Origin of the sequence: Dyadobacter sp., assembly GCF_017744695.1 — a bacterium.
Classification (GTDB): domain Bacteria; phylum Bacteroidota; class Bacteroidia; order Cytophagales; family Spirosomataceae; genus Dyadobacter.
On record NZ_JAGIAS010000006.1, the window covers coordinates 255,432 to 276,501 of the forward strand.

The following is a 21,070-nucleotide window of genomic DNA, read 5'->3' on the forward strand; positions in this document are numbered from 1 at the left end:
TAAAATTTCGGAGATAGGTGTTCCTATTCTCAACTAGGACAAGGATGGTATTAGTTCAAAAAAAATCAAACTGCGGCAACAGATACTTCTTTTTTCAATGCTTCGAGGAACAAGTCGGCCTCTGTTTTGCCCAAAGCCAGTGAAGGCAGCAAACGGATCGTGTTCGCACCCGCAACGCCCGTAAACATTTTGTGTTCAAACAAAAGCTTGTTGCGCAGGTCTTTTACCGGGAAGTCAAACTCGATCCCGATCATCAGCCCGCGGCCTCTGAGCTCCTTATAGCCGCCGATCGCCTTAATGCCTTCGAACAGGTATTCACCGATTTCGGCTGCATTCGCGATCAGGTTTTCTTCTTTCATAATATCCAAAACGGCCACGCCCGCCGCGCAAGCCAGGTGGTTGCCGCCGAAGGTCGTTCCGAGCAAGCCGTAGCTGGCTTTAAATTTCGGAGAAATCAATATCCCGCCGATCGGGAAGCCGTTACCCATTCCTTTCGCCATCGACATAATGTCCGGCGTGATGCCGCTGAACTGGTGCGAGAAGAATTTGCCCGTCCGTCCGTAACCGCATTGTACGCTATCGAGGATCAGGATAGCGCCGGTTTCGTCGCATTTGCGTCTCAATGTTTGAAGGAATTCATCGGTACACACATTGATACCACCTACACCCTGGATACCTTCCACGATTACCGCGCAAACTTCGTCGGTAATGCCCTCCTCGGCCGCTGCCACATCGTTGAATGGCAGGAATGTGACATGTTCCTTGTAGTTTACCGGCGCGACGATCGACGGGTTATCCGTAGCCGCCACTGCGCCGGCCGTCCGGCCGTGGAACGACTTGGTGAAGGAAATTACCTTCGTTCTGCCATTGTGGAAAGAAGCCAGTTTCAATGCATTCTCGTTCGCCTCGGCGCCCGAGTTGCAAAGGAACAGCTTGTAGTCAGGATAGCCCGAAAGCTCACCCAGCTTCTCCGCCAGTTCTTCCTGAATGGAAATTTTAACAGAATTGGAATAAAAACTGATTGCATTCAACTGCTTCGTCAGCTTATCCACATAATAAGGATGGCAATGGCCGACCGAAATCACCGCGTGGCCTCCGTAGAGGTCGAGGTACTTGGTACCATGCTGGTCCCAGAGGTAGCTGCCTTCGGCTTTCACCGGTTCTATATCGTAAATGGGGTAGACGTCAAAAAGGTGTGACATTTCTTTTTTGTGGTTTATCGGGCTAAATCCAAAGTTTCAATTCTTTGAAAATGATCCTTGTTCAATGTTTTGATGGGTAATTGAAAAATGATTGCTGTTGCAGCAATAAATATGTCGCGGAATTCAATCATCAGGTTTCGCCTTCGCAGATTGTGATAGATCTCCGCCGCTTTCAACGAAATCTGATGATTGAAATTCCGTCCAGAAGTGTTTCAACGTCCTTCTTCTTTTGGTCATTAGTTGCTCCCATCATCAATTCATAAACTGTTACAGCCGAAACAAATAGCGAAGCGTCGTTCGGTAATGACGCCAGAATGGTTTTCGATTTTTCAGGTTTCCGGAGATATTCGATGAATATCCCGGTATCTATTACCAATCCTGTGCTTTCCATTGGTTTAAATGTTTGGCATTGTCTTCCAATGCTTTAATATCCTCTTCGCTCCATGTAGAAACCTCCCCGATTTTCTGTTTCCAGGAAGAAAGGTTTCCCGTTGGCTGCTTAGCCTTCTGTTTGAGTAAGAGCAAATTAGCAAATGCAAGTAATTGCTTTTGCTGGGTGTCGCTCAACTGGTTATATGTTTGAATCAAATCGTTCATAGCAATCATCTCATTACGCTCAAAACTCAAACAATTCTTTGCTTCAATTAAAACGCCGGCGCTTTCAACCGCAGCCCTGCATCTTCCGGCAGGCCAAACAGCAGGTTCATATTCTGCACCGCCTGCCCCGACGCGCCTTTGGTGAGGTTATCAATAATACTTGTGACCAACAGCTGACCGTCGTGTACTTCAAGGTGAACGAAGCATTTGTTGGTATTCACAATTTGCTTCAAATCGATTGGCGAGTCACTCACGTGTGTGAACGGGTGCGAGGCATAGTACGCTTTGTAAAGTGCTTTCGCTTCCTCCAAAGTGCCCTCGTAACGCGTGTACACATTGGCAATGATGCCGCGCGTGTAATCGCCGCGGTACGGTACGAAGTTCACCGGCTTGTCGAAACCTGCCTGCAACTTGCCGAAGGTCATTTTGATTTCGGTCAAGTGCTGATGCGTGAATGCCTTGTAAATCGACATGTTGTTGTTACGCCACGTGAAATGTGTGGTCGCGCTCAATGCCTGTCCGGCACCCGTACTGCCCGTAACCGCGCTCACATGAATGTCGTCCTGGATCAAACCTGCATTAGCCAAAGGCAGAACAGCCAATTCTATGCTCGTTGCGAAGCAGCCTGGGTTCGCAATTTTCGTCGCGCCCTTGATCGCTTCTCTCTGCAATTCCGGCAAGCCGTATACAAAGCCATTCGATTCATTCCGGAAATCGGTGCTCAGGTCGATCACCTTCACCGTTTCCGGTAATTGGTATTCATCCAGAAACTTTTTCGATTCGCCGTGGCCGGAGCAAAGGAAAATCGCATTCAAGCCCTGCAGATCCAACAATGGCTGAATATCATCCCCGGAAAATACCAGCTCGGTGTCACCCAGCAAATCCGTATGCGTTGCGTACACCGGCTTGCCCGCCTGGCTTTTGCTATGCGCGAATGCGATATTCGCATTCGGGTGGTTAACAAGGATTCTGATCAACTCGCCTCCCGTGTAACCGGCGGCGCCTATGATGCCTATATTGAGAGAGTTTATGAGTTTATGAGTTAATGAGTCCATGTTTTTCGTCTTTGTGAAGAGCGCACTGTTTTAATAAGGGATATCAGCATTGCTTTAATTTCCTTTATTTCCAGATCACGACTCTCAAATACTTCATTAGTAATGTAATGTAGGTCCCTTGAAAGCAAAAGATAATATTCTGTTTCATGAAGAGACCCTAGCGATATCTGAAAAAAGTTTGCGACATCAAGCATTCCTTTTTTACCACAACCTTCCGCGAGATTGGCGGCAACGGAAACCGACGAACGCCGCATTTGAGATATAAGGCCAAATGTTTCATTTTTCGGCAGGAGGTCAGTCATTTTGTAAATCTCCAACACCAAGGCGTGAGACTTTTGCCAAACTTTAAGCTCCTGATAGTTTTGCATCTGACCCTAAACTCATAAACTTTAAACTCACTTACTTTTCTACCGACTCACTTACTTTTTCATAAATCATCACCTGATTCGAAGCTACCTTCGAGAAGCCACGAACGTCATCACCGGTCCAGGCATTGTTCATCTCGCCGTAGCTACCGAATTTCGACGACATCAGATCAAATGGCGATTCGATACCTTCTACGTGGAAGCGGTGCGGAGCCAGATAAACATGAACCTTACCCGTTACGTGTGACTGCGTATCGCCCAGGAATGTTTCGATGTTACGCATGACCGGCTCTACAAACTGCCCCTTGTGCAGCAAGCTGCCGTACCAGTTCGAAAGCTGCTCTTTCCAATACAATTGCTGCTCTGTCAAAACATGTTTTTCAAGCTGATGGTGCGCTTTGATGATGATTAGCGGCGCCGCTGCTTCAAAACCTACACGGCCTTTGATACCGATAATCGTGTCGCCCACGTGGATATCACGGCCAATACCGAATGGCTGCGCAATCTCCGCCAGCTTTTGAATAGCGGTTACCGAGTTTTCAAAGGTTTCGCCTGCAACACCTTTCAACTCGCCATTGACAAATTCCAAAGTAATGCGCTCCGGTTCTGTTTTGGTGATTTGGGTAGGCCATGCAGATTCCGGAAGGTATTGGTCTGAGGTCAAGGTTTCTCTACCACCTACCGATGTACCCCAAAGACCCTTGTTGATGCTGTAAGCAGCCTTGGTCCAGTCGCGGGCAACGCCTTTGGCTGTCAGATATTCGATCTCTGCTTCGCGGGAAAGTTTCAAATCACGGATCGGGGTGATGATTTCGGCGTCCGGCACGATGATGCGGAATGCCATATCAAAACGCACCTGGTCGTTACCGGCACCTGTGCTTCCGTGCGCGATAGCGCTCGCTCCGATTTCTTTGGCATATTCAGCTACCGCAACGGCCTGGAAAATACGTTCTGCACTTACCGAAAGTGGGTAAGTGTTGTTTTTGAGAATGTTACCGAAGATCAGGTATTTGATACAGTTGTTGTAATACTCTTTGGTTTTGGAAATCGTAGCGTGTTGCTTCACGCCCAAAGCATAGGCATTCGCTTCGATTGTTTTCAGCTCTTCGTCCGAAAAACCACCGGTGTCAACCAAAACCGAATACACTTCGTAACCTCTGTCTTCGGCTAAATATTTTACACAAAAGGAGGTATCAAGTCCTCCTGAAAACGCTAATACTACTTTGGGCTGTGACATTATCTATGAATTCTGATTAAATGCTTGATTTGCGGTGCAAAAGTACAAAAAAATACCCCGCCGCAGTCCTTTTCGGTTGCCGGGCGGGGTATTAAAAATGAGATACTAAAATCTATCAAGTGTGTGGCACACTAGTGTACCAGCACGGCCCCGGCGTTTTTCTTTTTGGCACGTTCTTCCCTTCGCAGCAAAATGCGTTGCTTAATGCGCATCCAGCGCTCATAAAGGCTCGATTCCTTCAAGAAATCCCAGGTATGGCTTTCGGTTGCGGTCGCAGTACCGTTGTTGGGCGTCGAAGCAGGCTTTTTATCTTCCGGATCATACATCATACCTGTGCAAAGGCAGTGCTTTCTGTTGGTTCGGGTAAGGACGTCGTAATTCACGCAACTCGCGCAGCCTTTCCAGAATGCGTCGTCCGCGGGTAATTCACTGAACGTTACGGGCTCGTAGCCGAGGTCCGAGTTGATTTTCATCACCGGAAGGCTCGTAGTGATACCGATAATTTTGGCATCAGGATATTTTTGACGCGACAGTTCGAAAGCTTTCATTTTAATAGCTTTCGCCATGCCGCTGTTGCGGAAATCAGGATGTACGATCAACCCTGAATTCGCCACGAATTTTCCATGCTCCCAGGTTTCGATGTAACAAAACCCTACCCATTCACCTGTATCCGTGGTAGCAATGATGGCTTTTCCTTCCACCATTTTCTCCATAATGTACACAGGGGAACGTTTGGCTATACCGGTACCACGCTTTTTAGCGCTCTCCTCCATTTCCGCGCAGATTTGTTCGGCGTAATGGAGATGATTTTCATTGGCAGTCTGTACGATAAACTTACTGCCCACTACTTCGGTATTTTTCATTGATGACTATGCTGACAAAATGTTCAAGACAATAATTAACTAACCCAGAGAAAAACGATGGGACGTCTAGAAATTGTAAGAAAGTTGCGGGTATTAGATATTTACCACGTAGGTAAAAGGAGATTATGCGGTCCGTGGGGACCTGAATCGGAAAGGCGTAGTATGCAGAACAGTATGTATGCCGTTGTGATTCATTGACTTGCTTGTGCGTCTAAGAGGCTGCAAATTTTCAAAAAAAAAATCTTACAGCAAAGAAACAGAAGATATATTTTTATGGTTCGTTTTGAACGGTAAAGTTTCGAAAACACGAACTTGCGAGCGTACACGTTTTCGTGCAATTCACACTTCGATCAACAATATTTATTCCCTAAATTCAGTGGCTTTCATGTCTGCAATCAGTACCGACGACCTCCTCAACGGCTATATCAATGGCATATTCCCGATGGCCGAGGCGGACGGTACGATTTACTGGTACTCGCCCAATCCCCGGGCAGTTATCCCCATCGATACTTATAAACCTTCCAAATCGCTCCGGCCGGTGCTTAATAAAAGGCATTTCGATATCCGGATCGATACGGACTTCGAGGGCGTCATGCGTGGGTGCGCGCTCCCGCGTGCGAGCGAGCCCGGGACATGGATTTCGGAGGAAATTATCGCTTCCTATACCGCATTGCACGAGATCGGTTATGCACATAGCGTCGAGGCCTGGCGTGAAGACCGGTTGGTCGGAGGGTTGTATGGCGTTTCCATTAATGGGGTGTTTTTTGGAGAATCGATGTTTACGATCGAGAGCAATGCTTCGAAAGTGGCATTCCACTATTTGATACAGCTACTGAAATTGAACCGTTTCGCGTTACTGGATACACAGTTTATCAATGATAACGTGCTTCGCTATGGTGCTATCGAAATCCCGCGGGACGAATACCTCGATCAGCTTCACAAGGCACTAAAACTCAGGCGGCAGTTCAATGGAGCGGTTTTAAGCGAATTATAATGTGCCAAATAGGCCGTGGATGCTGGTAAGTCATCTGATTTCGTCTGAAAAGAAGTATTTTTGCGCCCAGATTGATTACCGGGCATCGGCAGCAAACTGTAACGGTGCCGTTTATTTGAATACCAAGTGTCAAAACCTATTCTCGTCATAAAGTTCGGGACAGCCTCTATCACGCTTCCTTCGGGTGAACCTGATGTCAGGATCATCTCGGAAATAGCCCGGCAGGTTTCGGAAATTCATGCACAATACCGTATTATCATCGTTTCTTCGGGCGCGGTGGGTGCAGGGAAGGCTTATATCAATGATTATAAGGGTACAATGACCCAGCGAAAGGCGGCTGCGTCCGTCGGTAACCCGCTGCTGGTGGGCCTTTATGCCTCTTATTTTGCTCCGAATAAAATTTACATTGCCCAAAGCCTTTGCGAGCGGCAGCATTTCGCGAACCGCAATAAATTCCTGCAACTCAAAGAGACTTTCGAAGAACTCTGGTCGAACGGCATTATTCCGATCGTGAATGAAAATGACGTGGTAAGCGATCGCGAGCTCAAATTTTCGGACAATGACGAGTTGGCGACTTTGCTGGCCGTTGGTTTCGGAGCCGAATCGCTGATGTTCTGCACATCGGTGGGCGGCTTGCTCGACGAGGAAGGCAAAATACTGCGGAACGTATCGAATGTGAACGAGGTTTTTAAGTTTGTCAGAACCGATAAATCGTTTCTCGGACTTGGAGGAATGGCTTCCAAGTTGACTTTCGCGAAACTGGCGTCCAGAATGGCCATTCGTGTGGTGATTTTTGGAATGAACCAGCCTAATGAATTGCTCAATGCATTGAAAGGCGAAGCGGGGACGTTAATCACGCCGGGAAAAAGCACATTATCGGCGCGTAACCGCTGGCTGGGAAGCGGCGGTCTGGTATCCGGCACCTTGAGAGTGGACGAAGGCGCGTCGAAAGCATTATTGAAGCGGAAAAGCTTGCTTGCAGTAGGAGTTACCGACGTGACGGGCGATTTTGAAGCAGGCGAGATCATTGAAATATATTCATCGGAAGATGAAATGATCGCGGTCGCACGTGCACGTGAGACGTCCTCCGCCATCCGCACGAACTTGAAAACAATGAATTTTGAAGTGGCGCATGCCAATGATATAGTTTTGTTATAATGGAATCGATAGTACCTCAATTAAAGGAAGCGCGGGAGGCATCAGCCGCCGTTCGCCGGCTGACAGACAGGCAAAGGACTGATCTGCTGATCAACCTTTCGGCCCGGGTTCTGGCCAATGCCGAAAACATCATCGCCGAAAACCGGAAAGATCTGGATTTGATGGATGATGCCGACCCGAAAAAGGACCGCTTGCTCCTGAACCAGAAACGGATCAACGAACTGGCGCAAAGCCTGATTGAGGTAGCCGAGCTCCCGGACCCAACGGGAGAAGTTTTTGTAGAGAAAACCATTCAGCAGGGACTTTCCCTAAAAAAAATCGCTGTGCCGCTGGGTGTGGTAGGCGTGATATATGAATCACGTCCGAATGTAACGATCGACGTTGCGTCGCTGTGTCTGCGCTCCGCAAATGCGTGCGTGCTCAAAGGCGGGAAGGAAGCGCAGCATTCCAATACTTACCTGGTGGGCCTTATCCATGAATCACTGGCAGAGTTCGGTGTACCTGCGGCGGCTGTCACCTTGCTGCCGACCGGTCGTGAATTTGTAGGCGAACTGCTGACAGCCATTCAATATGTGGATATTATCATTCCACGAGGTTCTGAGGGCTTGATCAAATTCGTGCGTCAGAATTCACTCGTTCCTACCATTGAAACCGGTGCGGGCGTTTGCCATACTTATATTGAAAAAACAGGTGACCTCGATAAAGGAGCGCAGATCGTGGTGAATGCGAAGGTTTCAAAACCTGCGGCTTGCAATGCACTGGATACCGTTTTGGTTGATCGTGCGGTTGCAGGCGAGTTTTTACCTAAGCTGAGAGAGGATTTTATCAAATGGAATGTGGAGGTTTTCGCAGATGAAGAGTCCTATGATATTCTTCAAAAAGCGGAGTACCCTTATTTGCAACATGCCAGCGAAGACGATTTCGGGAAGGAATTCCTGGATTTCAAATGCTCGGTGAAAGTGGTCGATGGGCTGGAAGACGCTTTGAAACAGATCGAAAACTACTCTTCTAGACATTCGGAAGCGATCATTTCGACTAACGAAGAAGCTATCGAGACGTTTTTGAAAGAAGTGGATGCGGCTTCGGTTTATGCCAATGCTTCCACCCGCTTTACCGACGGCGGCGTGTTCGCATTAGGTGCGGAAATTGGTATTTCGACCCAGAAACTGCACGCCAGGGGGCCATTTGCATTGGAAAAGCTGGTAACCGAGAAATGGATTGTTAAGGGAGACGGACAGGTAAGATGGTAAATACTTTGGATAACATACAAACGCTCTCCAGGGAGGCCGTCGAACTGTTAAGGAACCTCATCGAAACGCCCTCGTTCAGCAAGGAAGAGGAGAATACGGCTAGACTCATTGCGGATTTCTTTACGAAGAAGAACATCCCTTTTCATACCAAAAAGAACAATCTGTGGGCCTACAACAAGCATTTCGATGCGAGCAAGCCTACAATGTTGCTCAACTCACACCATGATACGGTAAAACCGAACAAATCCTGGACGCTCGATCCTTTCAAGGCGATTGAGCAGGATGGAAAGTTGTATGGTTTGGGTAGCAATGACGCTGGTGGTTGCCTGGTGTCGCTGATCGCTACTTTTTGTTATTTCTACCCAAGGGAAGATCTGACCTATAATGTCGCGATCGCTACAACTGCCGAGGAGGAAATTTCGGGTAAAGAGGGACTTGAAATTGTAGCTCCTGAGCTTCCTGAAATTGCATTCGCAATCGTGGGCGAGCCCACCGAAATGCATTTGGCCGTTGCTGAAAAGGGGCTGCTGGTACTCGACTGTACTGCGAAAGGCATTTCCGGCCACGCGGCGCGTGAGGAAGGTGATAATGCCATTTATAAAGCATTGAAGGATATCCAGTGGATTACTGAATACAAGTTCCCAAAGGTTTCCCCAACCCTAGGCCCGATCAAAATGTCGGTGACGATCATCAATGCAGGTACGCAGCATAATGTGGTTCCCGATGCCTGCACATTCACGATTGATGTGCGCGTGACCGAACAATATACTTTGGAAGAAGTAATCGCGGAAATCAAGGCGAATATTCAATCCGAAGTCGTTCCGCGTTCGATCCGTTTGCGGCCATCCAGCATTCCGATGGACCATCCGATCGTTCAGGAAGGTTTGAAACTGGGCCGTAATGCCTACGGTTCGCCAACCACTTCCGACCAGGCATTGCTCGATTGTCCGTCGTTGAAAATGGGCCCGGGGCATTCCGCACGGTCGCATAGCGCGGATGAATTCATTTATCTGCATGAGATCGAAGAGGGCATCGCGCAGTATATTAAAATGGTAGAAGGCGTGGTAACCCGATAATTTGCTATACTTGCCAAAGCGAACTAACCGTGTTTTGGCATGCGATTCTACACCGAAGAAGATATCAAGGCTTTCGATAACGTCCGGTTTTTGCACATCAAAACTGCAAAGGCCGGACATCTTTTTACCATCACATTAGCCCGGTCCGAAAAGCGGAATGCATTTACGCCGACGATGGCGGAGGAGATTATCTTCGCGCTCGCTTATGCGCATTACGAGGCAGAAATCCGTTGTGTAGTATTAAAGGCTGAGGGCCCGGTATTCTGCGCCGGCGCCGATTTGAATGCATTTCATGATCCTTCTGCAAACACTGTGAATGGGTTATTGCCACGAATACACGAAGAGGTGCGAATAGGGGATGCATTCAACGAGTTGTTGAAACCTTGCATTGCCCAGGTAGAAGGCCCGGTACTGGCCGGAGGATTTCTGATGATATGCGGTTGCACATTCGTATTCGCTGTGCCGGAGGCGACATTTAGTTTGCCTGAGGTAAAACGGGGCATCTGGCCGATGCAGGTAATGGCTTCACTAACACCGATTGTAAGCCAGCGTAAAATTTTGGAAATGTCAATCACTGGAAAGGCTTATTCAGCCGAAGAAGCGCTTGAAATGGGGTTAATCACACATTTAGTGGAAAGGGAAAAGATAGCGGAGGAAGTGAATGCGCTAGCGACTCAGATTTGCAACAGCGCCCCACTCGCTATACAATCCGGAATGCGGAGCTTACAGGAATTGAAGAATATCCCTCAAAACGAGCAACATACTTTTCTGAAAAGTGAATTGGACAAGCTCCTGAAAACGGAAGACGCCAAAGAAGGAGCATTAGCCTTCAAAGAAAAGCGGGAACCCATCTGGAAGGGTAGGTAGTTGACCGCCGAAAGCCGAAAGCCGAAAGCCGAAAGCCGAAAGCCGAAAGCCGAAAGCCGAAAGCCGCTAATTCACCGGCACAATCTCAATCTCCTCCCCATACCGGTTATGGAATTTGAAATCCACCACGCCTAACGACGAGTCTTTGATCAGCTTCACCCAGGTTTTGTAATGGAAGAACCATTTCACCTGCTCGGAAATTAATCCTTTTGTGAAATAGGAATGCAGGAAGGGGTGGAGCGAAATGGTAATGCCGCGCTCGTTCTGCTTGGTGAGAATGTAATCGAGGTTGTTGGCGATCACGTCGGAAACGAGAATGCTCGCCTGGATCGTCCCGGTACCGCCGCAGGTAGGGCAGGTTTCGCGGGTGACGATGTTCATTTCCGGCCTTACGCGCTGGCGTGTGATTTGCAGCAGACCGAATTTGGAAAGTGGCAAAACGGTGTATTTCGACCGGTCGCCCTTCATTTCATCGCGCATCACGTCGAACAGCGTGCGCTTGTTCTCCGCCTTCTTCATGTCGATGAAATCGACAACGATGATACCACCCATATCGCGCAGACGCAACTGTCGGGCAATTTCCTTCGCCGCTTCGAGGTTCACGCTCAATGCCGTCGCTTCCTGGTCTTCTTCCGAATTGGATTTATTACCGCTGTTGACATCGATTACGTGTAAAGCTTCGGTATGCTCGATGATCAGGTAACCGCCATTAGGAAGGCTTACCGAACGGCCGAATAACGATTTGATCTGTTTTTCGAGGCCGAATTGTTCGAACAGCTTGTTCTTGCCGTTGTGCAGGCGAAGAATGTTTTCTTTCTCCGGCGCGATGTTATGGATGTATGCTTTGATATCATCATAAACATCTTTGGAGTCCACGGTAATGCTGTCAAACGATTCGTTGAGCATGTCGCGGATAATTGAGGACGCGCGGTTCATTTCACCGATCACGCGGTCGCGTGGTTTGGCGTCACGCAATGCCTTGATACCGTTCTCCCATTTGTCGAGGCAGTCCTGCAAATCCTTGTTGAGCTCGTCCACATCCTTGCCGGTAGCCACCGTGCGGATGATCACCCCGAAATTCTGGGGCTTAATGGACGACATCAGCCGTTGCAAGCGGTTGCGCTCCTGCTTGTCGGTGATTTTCTTGGATAGGTTGACTGAATTCGAAAATGGTACTAATACGATATACCGTCCGGCAATCGAAATATCGCATGAAAGTCGTGGGCCTTTGGTAGAAATAGGCTCCTTGACAATTTGGACGAGGATAGGCTGGTTTTTGGAAAGGACTTTGTCGATTTTCCCAAGCTTCTCGATTTCCGGCTCCATCTTGAAGTTTTTCAAGTTGCCGGTGTGCGTGCGCTTGGCGATTACATCCTTGGTGAGCTTGTTCAGCGAGTTGATGTTAGGCCCCAAATCGAGGTAATGCAGGAATGCATCTTTTTCAAAACCAACGTCTACAAAGGCAGCATTGAGCCCTGCCACCAGCTTCCGCACTGTACCGAGGTAAATGTCGCCTACGGTAAAGCTCTGGTCTGGTGTTTCTACGTGATATTCTAAAAGACGTTTATCCTGCAAAAGGGCTATACGCTCTCCCTTTTGAGTAGAATTGATTAGTAATTCGTTACTCAATGTTCAACCAACTGAATGGCTCGATAATGTTGATACTTAACTCTCCGCATATCAGACTGTTAGCGGGATACAGACGTGGGGAATAACGATGACCGGATCTTAATACTAAAACCCGGTCATAGCCAATTATTTCTTCTTATGTCTGTTTTTTCTGAGTCTTTTCTTTCTCTTGTGAGTGGAGATCTTATGTCTTTTTCTCTTTTTTCCGCAAGGCATGATTATGTCGTTTTATAAAATAAGTAATGTATTTCCTTAGTGATCTGATGATCAATTGCCCAGACGGCCCTCCAATTCGCCAATGGCTTGCTGGATTACCGGGTCTTTCTCCTCTTTTTTAACCTCCGACAGAACTTTGCTTGCTTGTTCTTTGTCACCCAATTCCACTAATGAAAGACCAAGATAGAACTTAGCTTTCGTGTTCCTAGGATTGTTGGTTAAAATCTGTCTGAACCTGTCAGCAGCTTTTGAATATTGGTTAGATCTCATGGACAGGATCCCCAGATTGAACAATGCCAATTCGTTGGTAGGATCCGTGTCGATCACCTCGCGCAACATCAGGATACCCTGCATCGGGTTTTCGGTGTTGACGTAGGTCATCGCCATGTTGGCCTTAGCGGTCAACAGGCCAGGATTCTGGTCAATTGCTTTTTGGTAATATTCACGGGTTTTGATACCCAGGTTCTTTGCTTTCTGCTCGTCCACCGCGAACCCGTACGCCTCATAGTAACGATCGCCCGCACGCATGAGGTTTTCGATGGCAGGGGAGAGCAGGGCAACTTTTTCGGCGTAGAATGCGGCGCTGTCAAATTTTTGAAGCTTCGCAAACTCGTCTGAAAGCTTAATGCCCGCAGCAACCTTGTCTTTATTACCCGCTTGATTGAAGCCGCTTCTGAGCTGATCTACAATTTTCTGCTGATCAGGAGTTAAAGCGGCTCCATCATGCGATTTGGAAGAGGACTCAGCAGCATCGGCTGCCGCAGCGGGAGCCGTAGTAGTTGCAGTTGACTGGCCCTTCTCCTTGTCCATCTCTTTGCTCTTGTTGTTTACGACTACCTTGGGAAGGCTGAAAAGCGTTCCTACCAGCGCTACCGCAAGCACGCAAGAAAGTAAAATGGACTTTTTCATACTCTTATAACCCAACCTTTTTCAGGTAAATTACTTTTCAGCGACTGCTTTCAGTTTGTCACTTTCTTTTACCTGCTCAACAAAAACTTTTGCAGGCTTGAAGCTTGGTACAAAGTGCTCGTCAATAATCATGGAAGTTCCCTTTGAAATATTGCGGGCCACTTTGCGCGCACGTTTTTTGTTGATGAAACTACCGAAACCTCTAACATAAAGGTTCTCACCATCAGAAAGTGAGTCCTTTACCACGGTAAAAAACGATTCTAGCGTTTGCTGAACGTCGCCCTTGTCTACGCCTGTTTTCTCGGAAATCTGTGCGATTACGTCTGCCTTAGTCACTTTGATTGTTTACTTTAAGTGGATATTATTTCATTAATTTACTTACTCCTGTAAATTTTGGGAACACAAAGGTACGGTAATTTTAACAAAACTTAAAAGGATGAACTTCCCCTTTTTTATATAATTCATTAAAAAACAGTGCACATAAGTGAAAATAATATGATACCGGATGATTTGGAGGTGCTTGATTTTAACAGAAGACTGAAATCCTGGTATCTTGAAAACCACCGCCCTTTGCCTTGGCGTGAAACCAAAGATCCATATAAAATTTGGTTATCGGAGGTGATCCTTCAACAAACCCGCGTGGCCCAGGGAATGCCTTACTATGAAAGATTTACAGCCCAGTATCCTACGGTGTTCGACCTGGCTGCTGCCGACGAGCGCGATGTGCTGCGGCTATGGCAGGGACTCGGCTATTACTCCCGTGCGCGGAACATGCACTTCACGGCGCGGCAGGTTGTGAACGACTACCAAGGGAAATTTCCTGAAAGTGCTGAAAAGCTTTTGAAACTAAAAGGGCTGGGGCAATATACAGCCGCGGCCATTGCTTCCTTCGCATTCGACGAGGCTGTGCCGGCGATCGACGGCAATGTGTACCGGGTAATGTCCCGGATTTTCGGAATTCAATCCGATATGCTGAGTAATGAGGGGAAAAAGGAGTTTGCCGTGGTGGCGAAGCAACTCGTTTCTAAGGAAGACCCAGCGACGTATAACCAGGCGATGATCGAGTTTGGCGCATTGCAATGTGTGCCGGCCTCGCCGAATTGTATGGCTTGCATTTTTAAGGACAGTTGCTTCGCTTTTGAGCACCAAATGCAGGGACAGTTACCCGTCAAAATCAAGAAGCTGACCGTTAAACACCGGTTTTTAAGCTATTTTATCATAAAGCAGGGCGACAAGCTGGCGATGCACGAACGCCGCGGACGCGATATCTGGAAAGGCCTGTACGATTTTTACCTCGTGGAATCCAAGTTCCCCGCCACAACCCCTGACTCACTGACAATATCTGACGTAGTTTTCGAAAATCTCCTAAAAACCGGCCGCCTGACCGAAATCCCCAAAGTGTATTCCCACATCCTCACCCACCAGCGATTGCAGGTATGGTTCTGGTGGCTCGAAATTCCTGAAACCGAAAGGATAGATTTGCCTCATGGAATGGCTTTTTACAATCATGAGGAAGTGGAAGTGCTTCCAAAGCCGATTCTGATCGACACCGTTTTGCGGGAAGAAAATTACCTCTGACCGCCTGATCATTGCTGCCGGTAACGAACTTCTGGTCGCATTGCGTGGGAACAGAGTTATGGCTTAAGTAATATATTTTTGAACTAAACACTTAACCGAGCGTCAGTCATGGGAAGTTTCAGTTTGAATGCCAGCCAGATCGCCGACTATAACCGCGACGGCTATATCATTGTAAAAAGTCTGTTTTCCGCGGAGGAAGTGGAAAAACTGTATCACACGGCACTGGAAAATTCGGTGATGCAGAAGAATGCGATGGACCTGAACGACCAGTCGGGGAAAAAGACGAAGCTATCGCTATGGTTTACGCCGGGCGATGATGTATTCGGGTATCTGATCCGCAGTGAAAGAATGGTCAATTCGGTGTGGCAGCTTTTGCAGGAAGAGAGCCAGGTTTGCCATTTTCATACCAAACTCATGCAGAAAGAGCCCAAAGTGGGCGGCGCCTGGGAGTGGCATCAGGATTATGGGTATTGGTATAAAAATCAATTCATTTTCCCGGACCAGCTGATGAGCGTGATGATCGCGCTGACGCCGGCTAATAAGGAAAATGGCTGCTTGCAAGTGATCAAAGGCTCCCATAAGATGGGTCGTGTGAACCACGGCTTCGCGGGCGAGCAGGTAGGTGCGGACATGGAAATGGTGAATCACGCATTAAAAACGATGGATTTGATTTACTGTGAATTGGAGCCGGGCGATGCATTGTTTTTTCATAGCAACCTCATGCACCGCTCCGAAGCCAACCTGTCCGATCATCCGCGCTGGTCGCTGATTTCGTGCTACAATTCCCAATCCAACATCGCTTATGCCGAAACCTCCACCTCCTGGCGGGTGCCGGTTTCTATTGTGCCCGACCATGCGCTGCTGGAATGGAATGCTGAATCATTTGAAAATGCAGATTTCCTCAAAAAAGAAAATGATCCGGCGCTGAAATCGACGGGGTGGGAGAATGAAGTGAAGACGACTTAACTTAGGGTCAGGGAGAGTCAATAATTGTAGGTATAGTCATTAATAGTCATGTGTGGTCAAGTATTGTCAGGTGTAGTCATTAATAGCCAGGTATGGCCATTATTAGGTATGGTCACTAGCTGACCGGAAATGCTTTTCAGCAAGTAACAATGCATGACAACACTTGACTACACCTGACTATTCCTGACCTATTTTTAAACATTAAATCGATTGCAGATATGCAGAAAATCGCAATGCTGGGCTCCGGCTTTATCGGACGTTTTTATGCGGAATCCATTCACGGGCAGCGCAGCCGCGACCGCGTGGTGGCCATTTATGCGCGGCGGGAAGAAAGCGCCAAAAAGTTTGCAGATGATTATGGCTGCGATTTCTGGTCGTCGAATATGGAAGAGGTGATTGCGCATCCCGATGTAAACATGGTTTGCATTGCATTGCCCAACAATGTCCACGAGGAAGCGGTATTGCTTTGTGCCAAACATAAAAAGGCCGTCGTTTCGACCAAACCGCTGGGCCGTAATGGCGCAGAGGCATTGCGTATGCTGAAAGCGGTGGAGGAAGCGGGCATTTTTGCGGGTTATCTGGAAGACCTTTGCTACACGCCCAAGTTTTTGAAATCACTCGAAAGCGTTAAAAATGGCTCATTGGGGCGCATTATCTGGGCGAAATCACGCGAAGCACATCCCGGCCCGCATAGTGAGTGGTTCTGGGATATCGAGCAGGCTGGTGGTGGCTGTATTCTCGATTTGGGATGCCATTGCATCGAAATATCACGGAATTTTATTGGTAAGGATATTAAACCCGTAGAGGTAATGTGCTGGGCCGATACACAGGTGAAGCCGATCGATGCCGAGGATCATGCGATTGCATTGGTTAAATATGAAAACGGTGCTATCGGGCAATTTGAAGTGAGCTGGACGTTCCGGGGCGGAATGGATTTGCGCGACGAGGTAATGGGTACCGAGGGGACAATCTGGATTAACAACTTTTTGAGAACAGGTTTTGAAATGTTCACCACGGGCCAGAACCCCGATGGCGCAGGAGAGGAATATGTTGCTGAAAAAGCGGAAAGCAATACCGGTTGGTTGTTTCCCGTAGGCGACGAAGTGAATGATTTGGGGTATAACCACATGTTCACGGATATGTTCAATTCTGCGGAAAAGGGAAATGCACCCGCGGAGACTTTCTATGACGGCTACATTGTGAATGCGGTCATTGATGCGGCTTATAAATCAGCCAAATCGAAGCTTTGGGAAAAGGTGGAATTGCCGGTTTGGCGTGGGCGTGAAGGCGTGGAAAAACCTTCTAACTATGTTTCGTATAATGAAACGCATTACCTGATCAAGCAGGAAGTAACGCACGACGGTCGGAATAAACTGATCCTGAAAGACAAAGTTACCGGCAAGATTACTGAACAGGATATTTAACGGGTGTTTTTCATGGATTATGTCTATATTTAAGGTTGCAACAAACATTAACCACGTTAAAAAATCATGGCAGGAAGCGTTAATAAAGTAATTCTGATCGGTAATCTCGGCAGCGATCCGGAGGTCCGGTACCTGGAAAGCGGATCGGCGGTAGCGAAGTTCAATATCGCGACTACTGAGAGCTACACGAACAAAAACGGTGAGCGCGTCGACAATACCGAATGGCACCGTATAGAGCTTTGGGAAGGGCTGGCGAAAGTAGCTGAAAAATACCTTAAAAAGGGAAACCAGGTTTATATCGAGGGCCGCATCCGCACCGACACATGGACGGATAAGGAAGGCCAGCAGCGTACCGGCGTGACGATCCGCGCGAACAGCATGACATTGCTGGGCGGTCCGTCTGGCGGCGGTAACTCTGGCGGAGACTACAATCAGGGAGGGCAGCAAGGCGGTTACCAGCAGTCGGGTAATGCGCCGCGAGGCAACAATGCACCACGGCCGTCGGACCCGATACCGCCATCGATGGCCGCCGGCAATGGCGACGACGACGATCTGCCGTTTTGATGCATTCAATGAGATAAAGACGAATCCCGCTTAAAAATGTATTTATTCCGAAATAGATACAGTTATTAAGCGGGATTCGCTACATTTATCTGACTGAATATCTATTTTGAACATTCTCTGACATTTCGTGAAAGAAACCGAAGACAGTGACGACCCGCTTGCCCGAACGCGTACGGGGATTCATTTTCCCCGGAAAAGTACGCAAACCACTCTGGCAGGGGTGCTCATACCCGTTGATTTCCTGGCTCCCTACGACTTCATTCTTGTTATTTTTTTGCTGATCATTTCCCTGTTTTTATCGGGAATCCGGGCGGCTTATGCAGCTTCCGGCGCGATGGAAAACCCCTGGGAACGAAAGGCAGAGGGCGATAATCATTTGCCAACACGTATTCAGCAGCTGGCTCTTTCGTTGGTACAGCGCGGTATCACGCTGTTTGCGTTGTTGCTTGCAGCGCGCCTTGCATGGTTGCATATGCAGGCGGGAAGTGTGGAAATGGTTCGTTGGGCTGTCCTCGCATTCCTCGTAGTGTGGATTTGGCTCGATGCGATGGTGCGGTATAACAGTGCACGTAAGGCGCAGGAGTTTATTCCCAAAATATCAGGTCTCACCCAGTTTCTGATCAAAATATGCAAGCCGCTGACCCAGCCGATTATGAAATTGGGCTATTCATTCGGCGTGCTTACGCCGCAAGGTGCGGAGATTACCACTGAAATGCTGGAAGCGAAGGCCGAAAGCGAGGAGGAAACCGATTTGCTGCGAGGCCTGGCCAATTTCAGGCAGACCAATGCCCGGAAAGCCATGCAGGCAAGAGTACAAATCACGGCATTCGATATAGAGCTCGATTTTCACGAGTTGATGGACCGCATTAATAAATCGGGTTACTCGAGAGTGCCGGTTTATCGGGATGACCTGGATCATGTGGAAGGTATTTTAAATGTAAAAGATTTACTGCCACATATCCATCTCGACGAGCATTTCAACTGGCAGAAGCTGCTGCGCCCTGTGTATTTCATTCCGGAAAGCAAGCGCCTCGACGATCTGATGAAGGATTTTCAGAACCGCCGCGTGCATATGGCGATCGTTGTGGACGAGTACGGAGGCACGAGTGGATTGATTACGTTGGAAGATATTATTGAAGAGATTTTTGGGGATATTAATGATGAATATGACGAAGACGAAGAAGTGAATTACACCCAGGTCGACGAACATACCTATGTCTTTGAAGGAAAGGTGCTGATCAACGATCTTTGCCGTATCCTCGATCTCGAAACCGATTATTTTGACGAAGTTAGGGGGAATAGTGAGTCTTTGGCGGGGCTTTTGCTGGAACTGTTTTCGCGCCTCCCGCGGACCGGCGAAATCGCTACTCATCGGGAAGTCACCTTCAAAGTCCAATCAGCCGATAAGAAGCGGATTAAAAAAGTGCGGGTGTTGGTATCCTGATGACCGTCGGCTTTCGGCTGTCAGCAATCGGCCTTGGCGGATTGCGATCTTTAATTTTTCTCCGAATAAACGAAGTTGTTGATCGCCGAAAGCCGACGGCCGAAAGCTGGTTAAAGAAAAAATACAATTCGATTTTATTTAGTCAGAACTTATTCTTAATTTTGCCCGGCAAATAACAATAGTTTATTTGCTATGAACACAGACCCATCCAAAGTCCTCTTCGAGGCGCTCACCTACGACGACGTTCTGTTAATCCCCGGTTATTCAGAAGTCCTGCCTCGTAACACAACAACAAAAACCAAGCTTACCCGGAACATCGAGTTGAACATTCCTATTGTTTCAGCTGCTATGGACACGGTGACGGAATTTGAACTGGCCATCGCAATGGCTCAGGAAGGTGGTATTGGAATAATCCATAAAAATATGTCCCTGGAAGCGCAAGCTGAGCAGGTGAGAAAGGTAAAACGTTCTGAAAGCGGCATGATCCTCGATCCGATCACGCTGCTTGACACTTCGACCCTTGGCGACGCGCATCAGATCATGCGCGAGTTCAAAATCGGAGGTATTCCCGTAATCGATAAAGACCACAAGCTGGTGGGGATCCTTACCAACCGCGACCTTCGTTTCGAGCGTGAAATGAACAAGCCGGTGACCGAGATCATGACGAAAGACAATCTCGTGACAGCTTCGGAAGGACTTTCACTGGACGATGCGGAGAAAATCCTGCAAGAGTACAAAATCGAGAAACTTCCCATTGTAGACTCAGAGTATCGTCTGACGGGTTTAATCACCTACAAAGACATCCTGAAACGCAAATCACACCCGAATGCATGTAAGGACGAATACGGCCGCCTGCGTGTAGGTGCAGCCATAGGCGTTACACCCGATGTGCTGAAACGCGTAGAGGCGTTGGTGAAAGCAGGTGTTGACGTGGTAAGTCTCGATACCGCGCACGGACATTCCAGAGGTGTAATCGATGCATTGAAATCCATCAAAGCCGCATTCCCGAAACTCGACGTAATCGCTGGTAACGTAGCAACAGGCGAAGCTGCCAAAGCATTGGCAGAGGCTGGTGCGGATGCTGTGAAAGTGGGTGTGGGTCCGGGTAGTATCTGTACAACCCGTATTATTGCTGGTATTGGTGTTCCCCAGCTGACCGCGGTAATGTGGGCAGCGGAAGGTCTGAAAGGCACTGGCGTTCCGGTAATAGCCGATGGTGGTATCCGTTTCTCAGGCGATATGACGAAAGCATTGGCTGGCGGCGCAAGCACCATCATGATTGGTTCGATGCTCGCAGGCAGCGATGAAGCTCCCGGAGAAGTGGTGATTTACGAAGGACGTAAATTCAAAGCTTACCGCGGAATGGGCTCGGTAGAAGCCATGGAAGATGGTTCGAAAGACCGTTACTTCCAGGATGCGGAGGACGATGTGAAGAAGCTGGTTCCCGAAGGTATTGTGGGTCGCGTACCGTTCAAAGGCAAAGTTTCCGAGATCATTTACCAGATGGTAGGAGGTTTGAAAGCGGGTATGGGCTACTGCGGCGCTGGTGATATCGAATCGTTGCAGAATGCACAGTTCGTAAAAATCACTTCGGCAGGTGTGAAAGAAAGCCACCCGCACGATATCATGATCCAGAAAGAGGCTCCGAATTATTCGAGATCGTAATTTGTACTTCG

21 protein-coding genes are annotated in these 21,070 nt (G+C 48.1%); 11 read left to right on the top strand and 10 right to left on the bottom strand.

Annotated elements, in window-relative coordinates; translation table 11 throughout:
• Window positions 1–65 precede the first annotated feature (65 nt).
• The 7 genes from J7619_RS21825 to J7619_RS21855 all read right to left on the bottom strand — a co-directional run bounded on the left by J7619_RS21825 (window position 66) and on the right by J7619_RS21855 (window position 5,319).
• A complete protein-coding gene (locus J7619_RS21825) occupies window positions 66–1,202 on the bottom strand; it encodes an aspartate aminotransferase family protein (protein ID WP_291203643.1) in 1,137 nt (378 codons plus the stop codon).
• 172 nt (window positions 1,203–1,374) lie between these two features.
• Complete coding sequence (locus J7619_RS21830) at window positions 1,375–1,593, bottom strand: type II toxin-antitoxin system VapC family toxin (RefSeq protein WP_291203646.1); 219 nt, start codon at window positions 1,591–1,593, stop codon at window positions 1,375–1,377.
• Window positions 1,572–1,799, bottom strand: coding sequence for a hypothetical protein (locus tag J7619_RS21835; RefSeq protein WP_291203649.1), 228 nt, complete (start codon window positions 1,797–1,799; stop codon window positions 1,572–1,574). Before J7619_RS21835 ends, J7619_RS21830 begins: the two co-directional genes overlap by 22 nt.
• A 47-nt stretch (window positions 1,800–1,846) precedes the next feature.
• A complete protein-coding gene (gene argC, locus J7619_RS21840; RefSeq protein WP_291203652.1) occupies window positions 1,847–2,854 on the bottom strand; it encodes an N-acetyl-gamma-glutamyl-phosphate reductase in 1,008 nt (335 codons plus the stop codon).
• On the bottom strand, window positions 2,842–3,222 hold the full coding sequence (locus J7619_RS21845; protein WP_291203655.1) for a four helix bundle protein: 381 nt from the start codon (window positions 3,220–3,222) through the stop codon (window positions 2,842–2,844). The genes argC and J7619_RS21845 overlap by 13 nt, the downstream gene beginning before the upstream one ends.
• A 31-nt stretch (window positions 3,223–3,253) precedes the next feature.
• A complete protein-coding gene (locus J7619_RS21850; RefSeq protein ID WP_291203658.1) occupies window positions 3,254–4,456 on the bottom strand; it encodes an argininosuccinate synthase in 1,203 nt (400 codons plus the stop codon).
• Window positions 4,457–4,587: 131 nt separating this feature from the next.
• Window positions 4,588–5,319: a GNAT family N-acetyltransferase gene (locus J7619_RS21855; RefSeq protein WP_291203661.1), complete on the bottom strand. Its 732-nt coding sequence runs from the start codon at window positions 5,317–5,319 to the stop codon at window positions 4,588–4,590.
• Between the two features lie 385 nt (window positions 5,320–5,704).
• Here J7619_RS21855 and aat point away from each other — a divergent pair, with 385 nt between their 5' ends.
• The 5 genes from aat (at window position 5,705) to J7619_RS21880 (ending at window position 10,664) form a co-directional block, all read left to right on the top strand.
• Window positions 5,705–6,313, top strand: coding sequence for a leucyl/phenylalanyl-tRNA--protein transferase (aat, locus tag J7619_RS21860; protein ID WP_291203664.1), 609 nt, complete (start codon window positions 5,705–5,707; stop codon window positions 6,311–6,313).
• Between the two features lie 126 nt (window positions 6,314–6,439).
• On the top strand, window positions 6,440–7,471 hold the full coding sequence (proB, locus tag J7619_RS21865; protein ID WP_291203667.1) for a glutamate 5-kinase: 1,032 nt from the start codon (window positions 6,440–6,442) through the stop codon (window positions 7,469–7,471).
• Entirely contained in the window at window positions 7,471–8,721 is a 1,251-nt protein-coding gene (locus J7619_RS21870) for a glutamate-5-semialdehyde dehydrogenase (protein ID WP_291203670.1), read from the top strand. Before proB ends, J7619_RS21870 begins: the two co-directional genes overlap by 1 nt.
• On the top strand, window positions 8,715–9,797 hold the full coding sequence (locus J7619_RS21875; RefSeq protein ID WP_291203673.1) for a M20 family metallo-hydrolase: 1,083 nt from the start codon (window positions 8,715–8,717) through the stop codon (window positions 9,795–9,797). Before J7619_RS21870 ends, J7619_RS21875 begins: the two co-directional genes overlap by 7 nt.
• Before the next feature lie 39 nt (window positions 9,798–9,836).
• The gene (locus tag J7619_RS21880; protein WP_291203676.1) at window positions 9,837–10,664 is read left to right on the top strand and encodes an enoyl-CoA hydratase/isomerase family protein; all 828 of its coding nucleotides are present in this window, start codon (window positions 9,837–9,839) and stop codon (window positions 10,662–10,664) included.
• A gap of 66 nt (window positions 10,665–10,730) precedes the next feature.
• On the opposite strand, the gene J7619_RS21885 is transcribed toward J7619_RS21880, so the two are convergent.
• From J7619_RS21885 to J7619_RS21895, 3 genes are all read right to left on the bottom strand, one after another.
• A complete protein-coding gene (locus J7619_RS21885) occupies window positions 10,731–12,293 on the bottom strand; it encodes an Rne/Rng family ribonuclease (RefSeq protein WP_223402089.1) in 1,563 nt (520 codons plus the stop codon).
• Window positions 12,294–12,560: 267 nt separating this feature from the next.
• Window positions 12,561–13,418 (bottom strand): tetratricopeptide repeat protein, encoded by an 858-nt coding sequence (locus J7619_RS21890; RefSeq protein ID WP_291203683.1) that lies wholly within the window; start codon window positions 13,416–13,418, stop codon window positions 12,561–12,563.
• A 30-nt stretch (window positions 13,419–13,448) separates the two neighbouring features.
• Complete coding sequence (locus J7619_RS21895) at window positions 13,449–13,754, bottom strand: HU family DNA-binding protein (RefSeq protein WP_015813879.1); 306 nt, start codon at window positions 13,752–13,754, stop codon at window positions 13,449–13,451.
• 138 nt (window positions 13,755–13,892) lie between these two features.
• Between J7619_RS21895 and mutY the strand changes: the two genes are divergently transcribed.
• The 6 genes from mutY to guaB all read left to right on the top strand — a co-directional run bounded on the left by mutY (window position 13,893) and on the right by guaB (window position 21,059).
• On the top strand, window positions 13,893–14,996 hold the full coding sequence (mutY, locus tag J7619_RS21900; protein ID WP_291203686.1) for an A/G-specific adenine glycosylase: 1,104 nt from the start codon (window positions 13,893–13,895) through the stop codon (window positions 14,994–14,996).
• Between the two features lie 108 nt (window positions 14,997–15,104).
• Window positions 15,105–15,962: a phytanoyl-CoA dioxygenase family protein gene (locus tag J7619_RS21905; protein WP_291203689.1), complete on the top strand. Its 858-nt coding sequence runs from the start codon at window positions 15,105–15,107 to the stop codon at window positions 15,960–15,962.
• 218 nt (window positions 15,963–16,180) lie between these two features.
• Window positions 16,181–17,386, top strand: coding sequence for a Gfo/Idh/MocA family protein (locus J7619_RS21910; RefSeq protein WP_223402098.1), 1,206 nt, complete (start codon window positions 16,181–16,183; stop codon window positions 17,384–17,386).
• A 66-nt stretch (window positions 17,387–17,452) separates the two neighbouring features.
• Window positions 17,453–17,950, top strand: coding sequence for a single-stranded DNA-binding protein (locus J7619_RS21915; RefSeq protein ID WP_291203693.1), 498 nt, complete (start codon window positions 17,453–17,455; stop codon window positions 17,948–17,950).
• Window positions 17,951–18,077: 127 nt separating this feature from the next.
• A complete protein-coding gene (locus J7619_RS21920; protein WP_291203696.1) occupies window positions 18,078–19,394 on the top strand; it encodes a transporter associated domain-containing protein in 1,317 nt (438 codons plus the stop codon).
• A gap of 192 nt (window positions 19,395–19,586) precedes the next feature.
• Window positions 19,587–21,059, top strand: coding sequence for an IMP dehydrogenase (gene guaB, locus J7619_RS21925; protein WP_291203699.1), 1,473 nt, complete (start codon window positions 19,587–19,589; stop codon window positions 21,057–21,059).
• The last annotated feature ends 11 nt before the right edge of the window (window positions 21,060–21,070 follow it).

Excerpts from the sequence above, each read along its gene's own strand:
- J7619_RS21825 (WP_291203643.1), bottom strand. The coding sequence starts at position 1,202 with ATGTCACACCTTTTTGACGTCTACCCCATTTACGATATAGAACCGGTG.
- J7619_RS21830 (WP_291203646.1), bottom strand. The coding sequence starts at position 1,593 with ATGGAAAGCACAGGATTGGTAATAGATACCGGGATATTCATCGAATAT.
- J7619_RS21835 (WP_291203649.1), bottom strand. The coding sequence starts at position 1,799 with ATGAACGATTTGATTCAAACATATAACCAGTTGAGCGACACCCAGCAA.
- argC (WP_291203652.1), bottom strand. The coding sequence starts at position 2,854 with ATGGACTCATTAACTCATAAACTCATAAACTCTCTCAATATAGGCATC.
- J7619_RS21845 (WP_291203655.1), bottom strand. The coding sequence starts at position 3,222 with ATGCAAAACTATCAGGAGCTTAAAGTTTGGCAAAAGTCTCACGCCTTG.
- J7619_RS21850 (WP_291203658.1), bottom strand. The coding sequence starts at position 4,456 with ATGTCACAGCCCAAAGTAGTATTAGCGTTTTCAGGAGGACTTGATACC.
- J7619_RS21855 (WP_291203661.1), bottom strand. The coding sequence starts at position 5,319 with ATGAAAAATACCGAAGTAGTGGGCAGTAAGTTTATCGTACAGACTGCC.
- aat (WP_291203664.1), top strand. The coding sequence starts at position 5,705 with ATGTCTGCAATCAGTACCGACGACCTCCTCAACGGCTATATCAATGGC.
- J7619_RS21870 (WP_291203670.1), top strand. The coding sequence starts at position 7,471 with ATGGAATCGATAGTACCTCAATTAAAGGAAGCGCGGGAGGCATCAGCC.
- J7619_RS21875 (WP_291203673.1), top strand. The coding sequence starts at position 8,715 with ATGGTAAATACTTTGGATAACATACAAACGCTCTCCAGGGAGGCCGTC.
- J7619_RS21880 (WP_291203676.1), top strand. The coding sequence starts at position 9,837 with ATGCGATTCTACACCGAAGAAGATATCAAGGCTTTCGATAACGTCCGG.
- J7619_RS21890 (WP_291203683.1), bottom strand. The coding sequence starts at position 13,418 with ATGAAAAAGTCCATTTTACTTTCTTGCGTGCTTGCGGTAGCGCTGGTA.
- J7619_RS21905 (WP_291203689.1), top strand. The coding sequence starts at position 15,105 with ATGGGAAGTTTCAGTTTGAATGCCAGCCAGATCGCCGACTATAACCGC.
- J7619_RS21910 (WP_223402098.1), top strand. The coding sequence starts at position 16,181 with ATGCAGAAAATCGCAATGCTGGGCTCCGGCTTTATCGGACGTTTTTAT.
- J7619_RS21915 (WP_291203693.1), top strand. The coding sequence starts at position 17,453 with ATGGCAGGAAGCGTTAATAAAGTAATTCTGATCGGTAATCTCGGCAGC.
- guaB (WP_291203699.1), top strand. The coding sequence starts at position 19,587 with ATGAACACAGACCCATCCAAAGTCCTCTTCGAGGCGCTCACCTACGAC.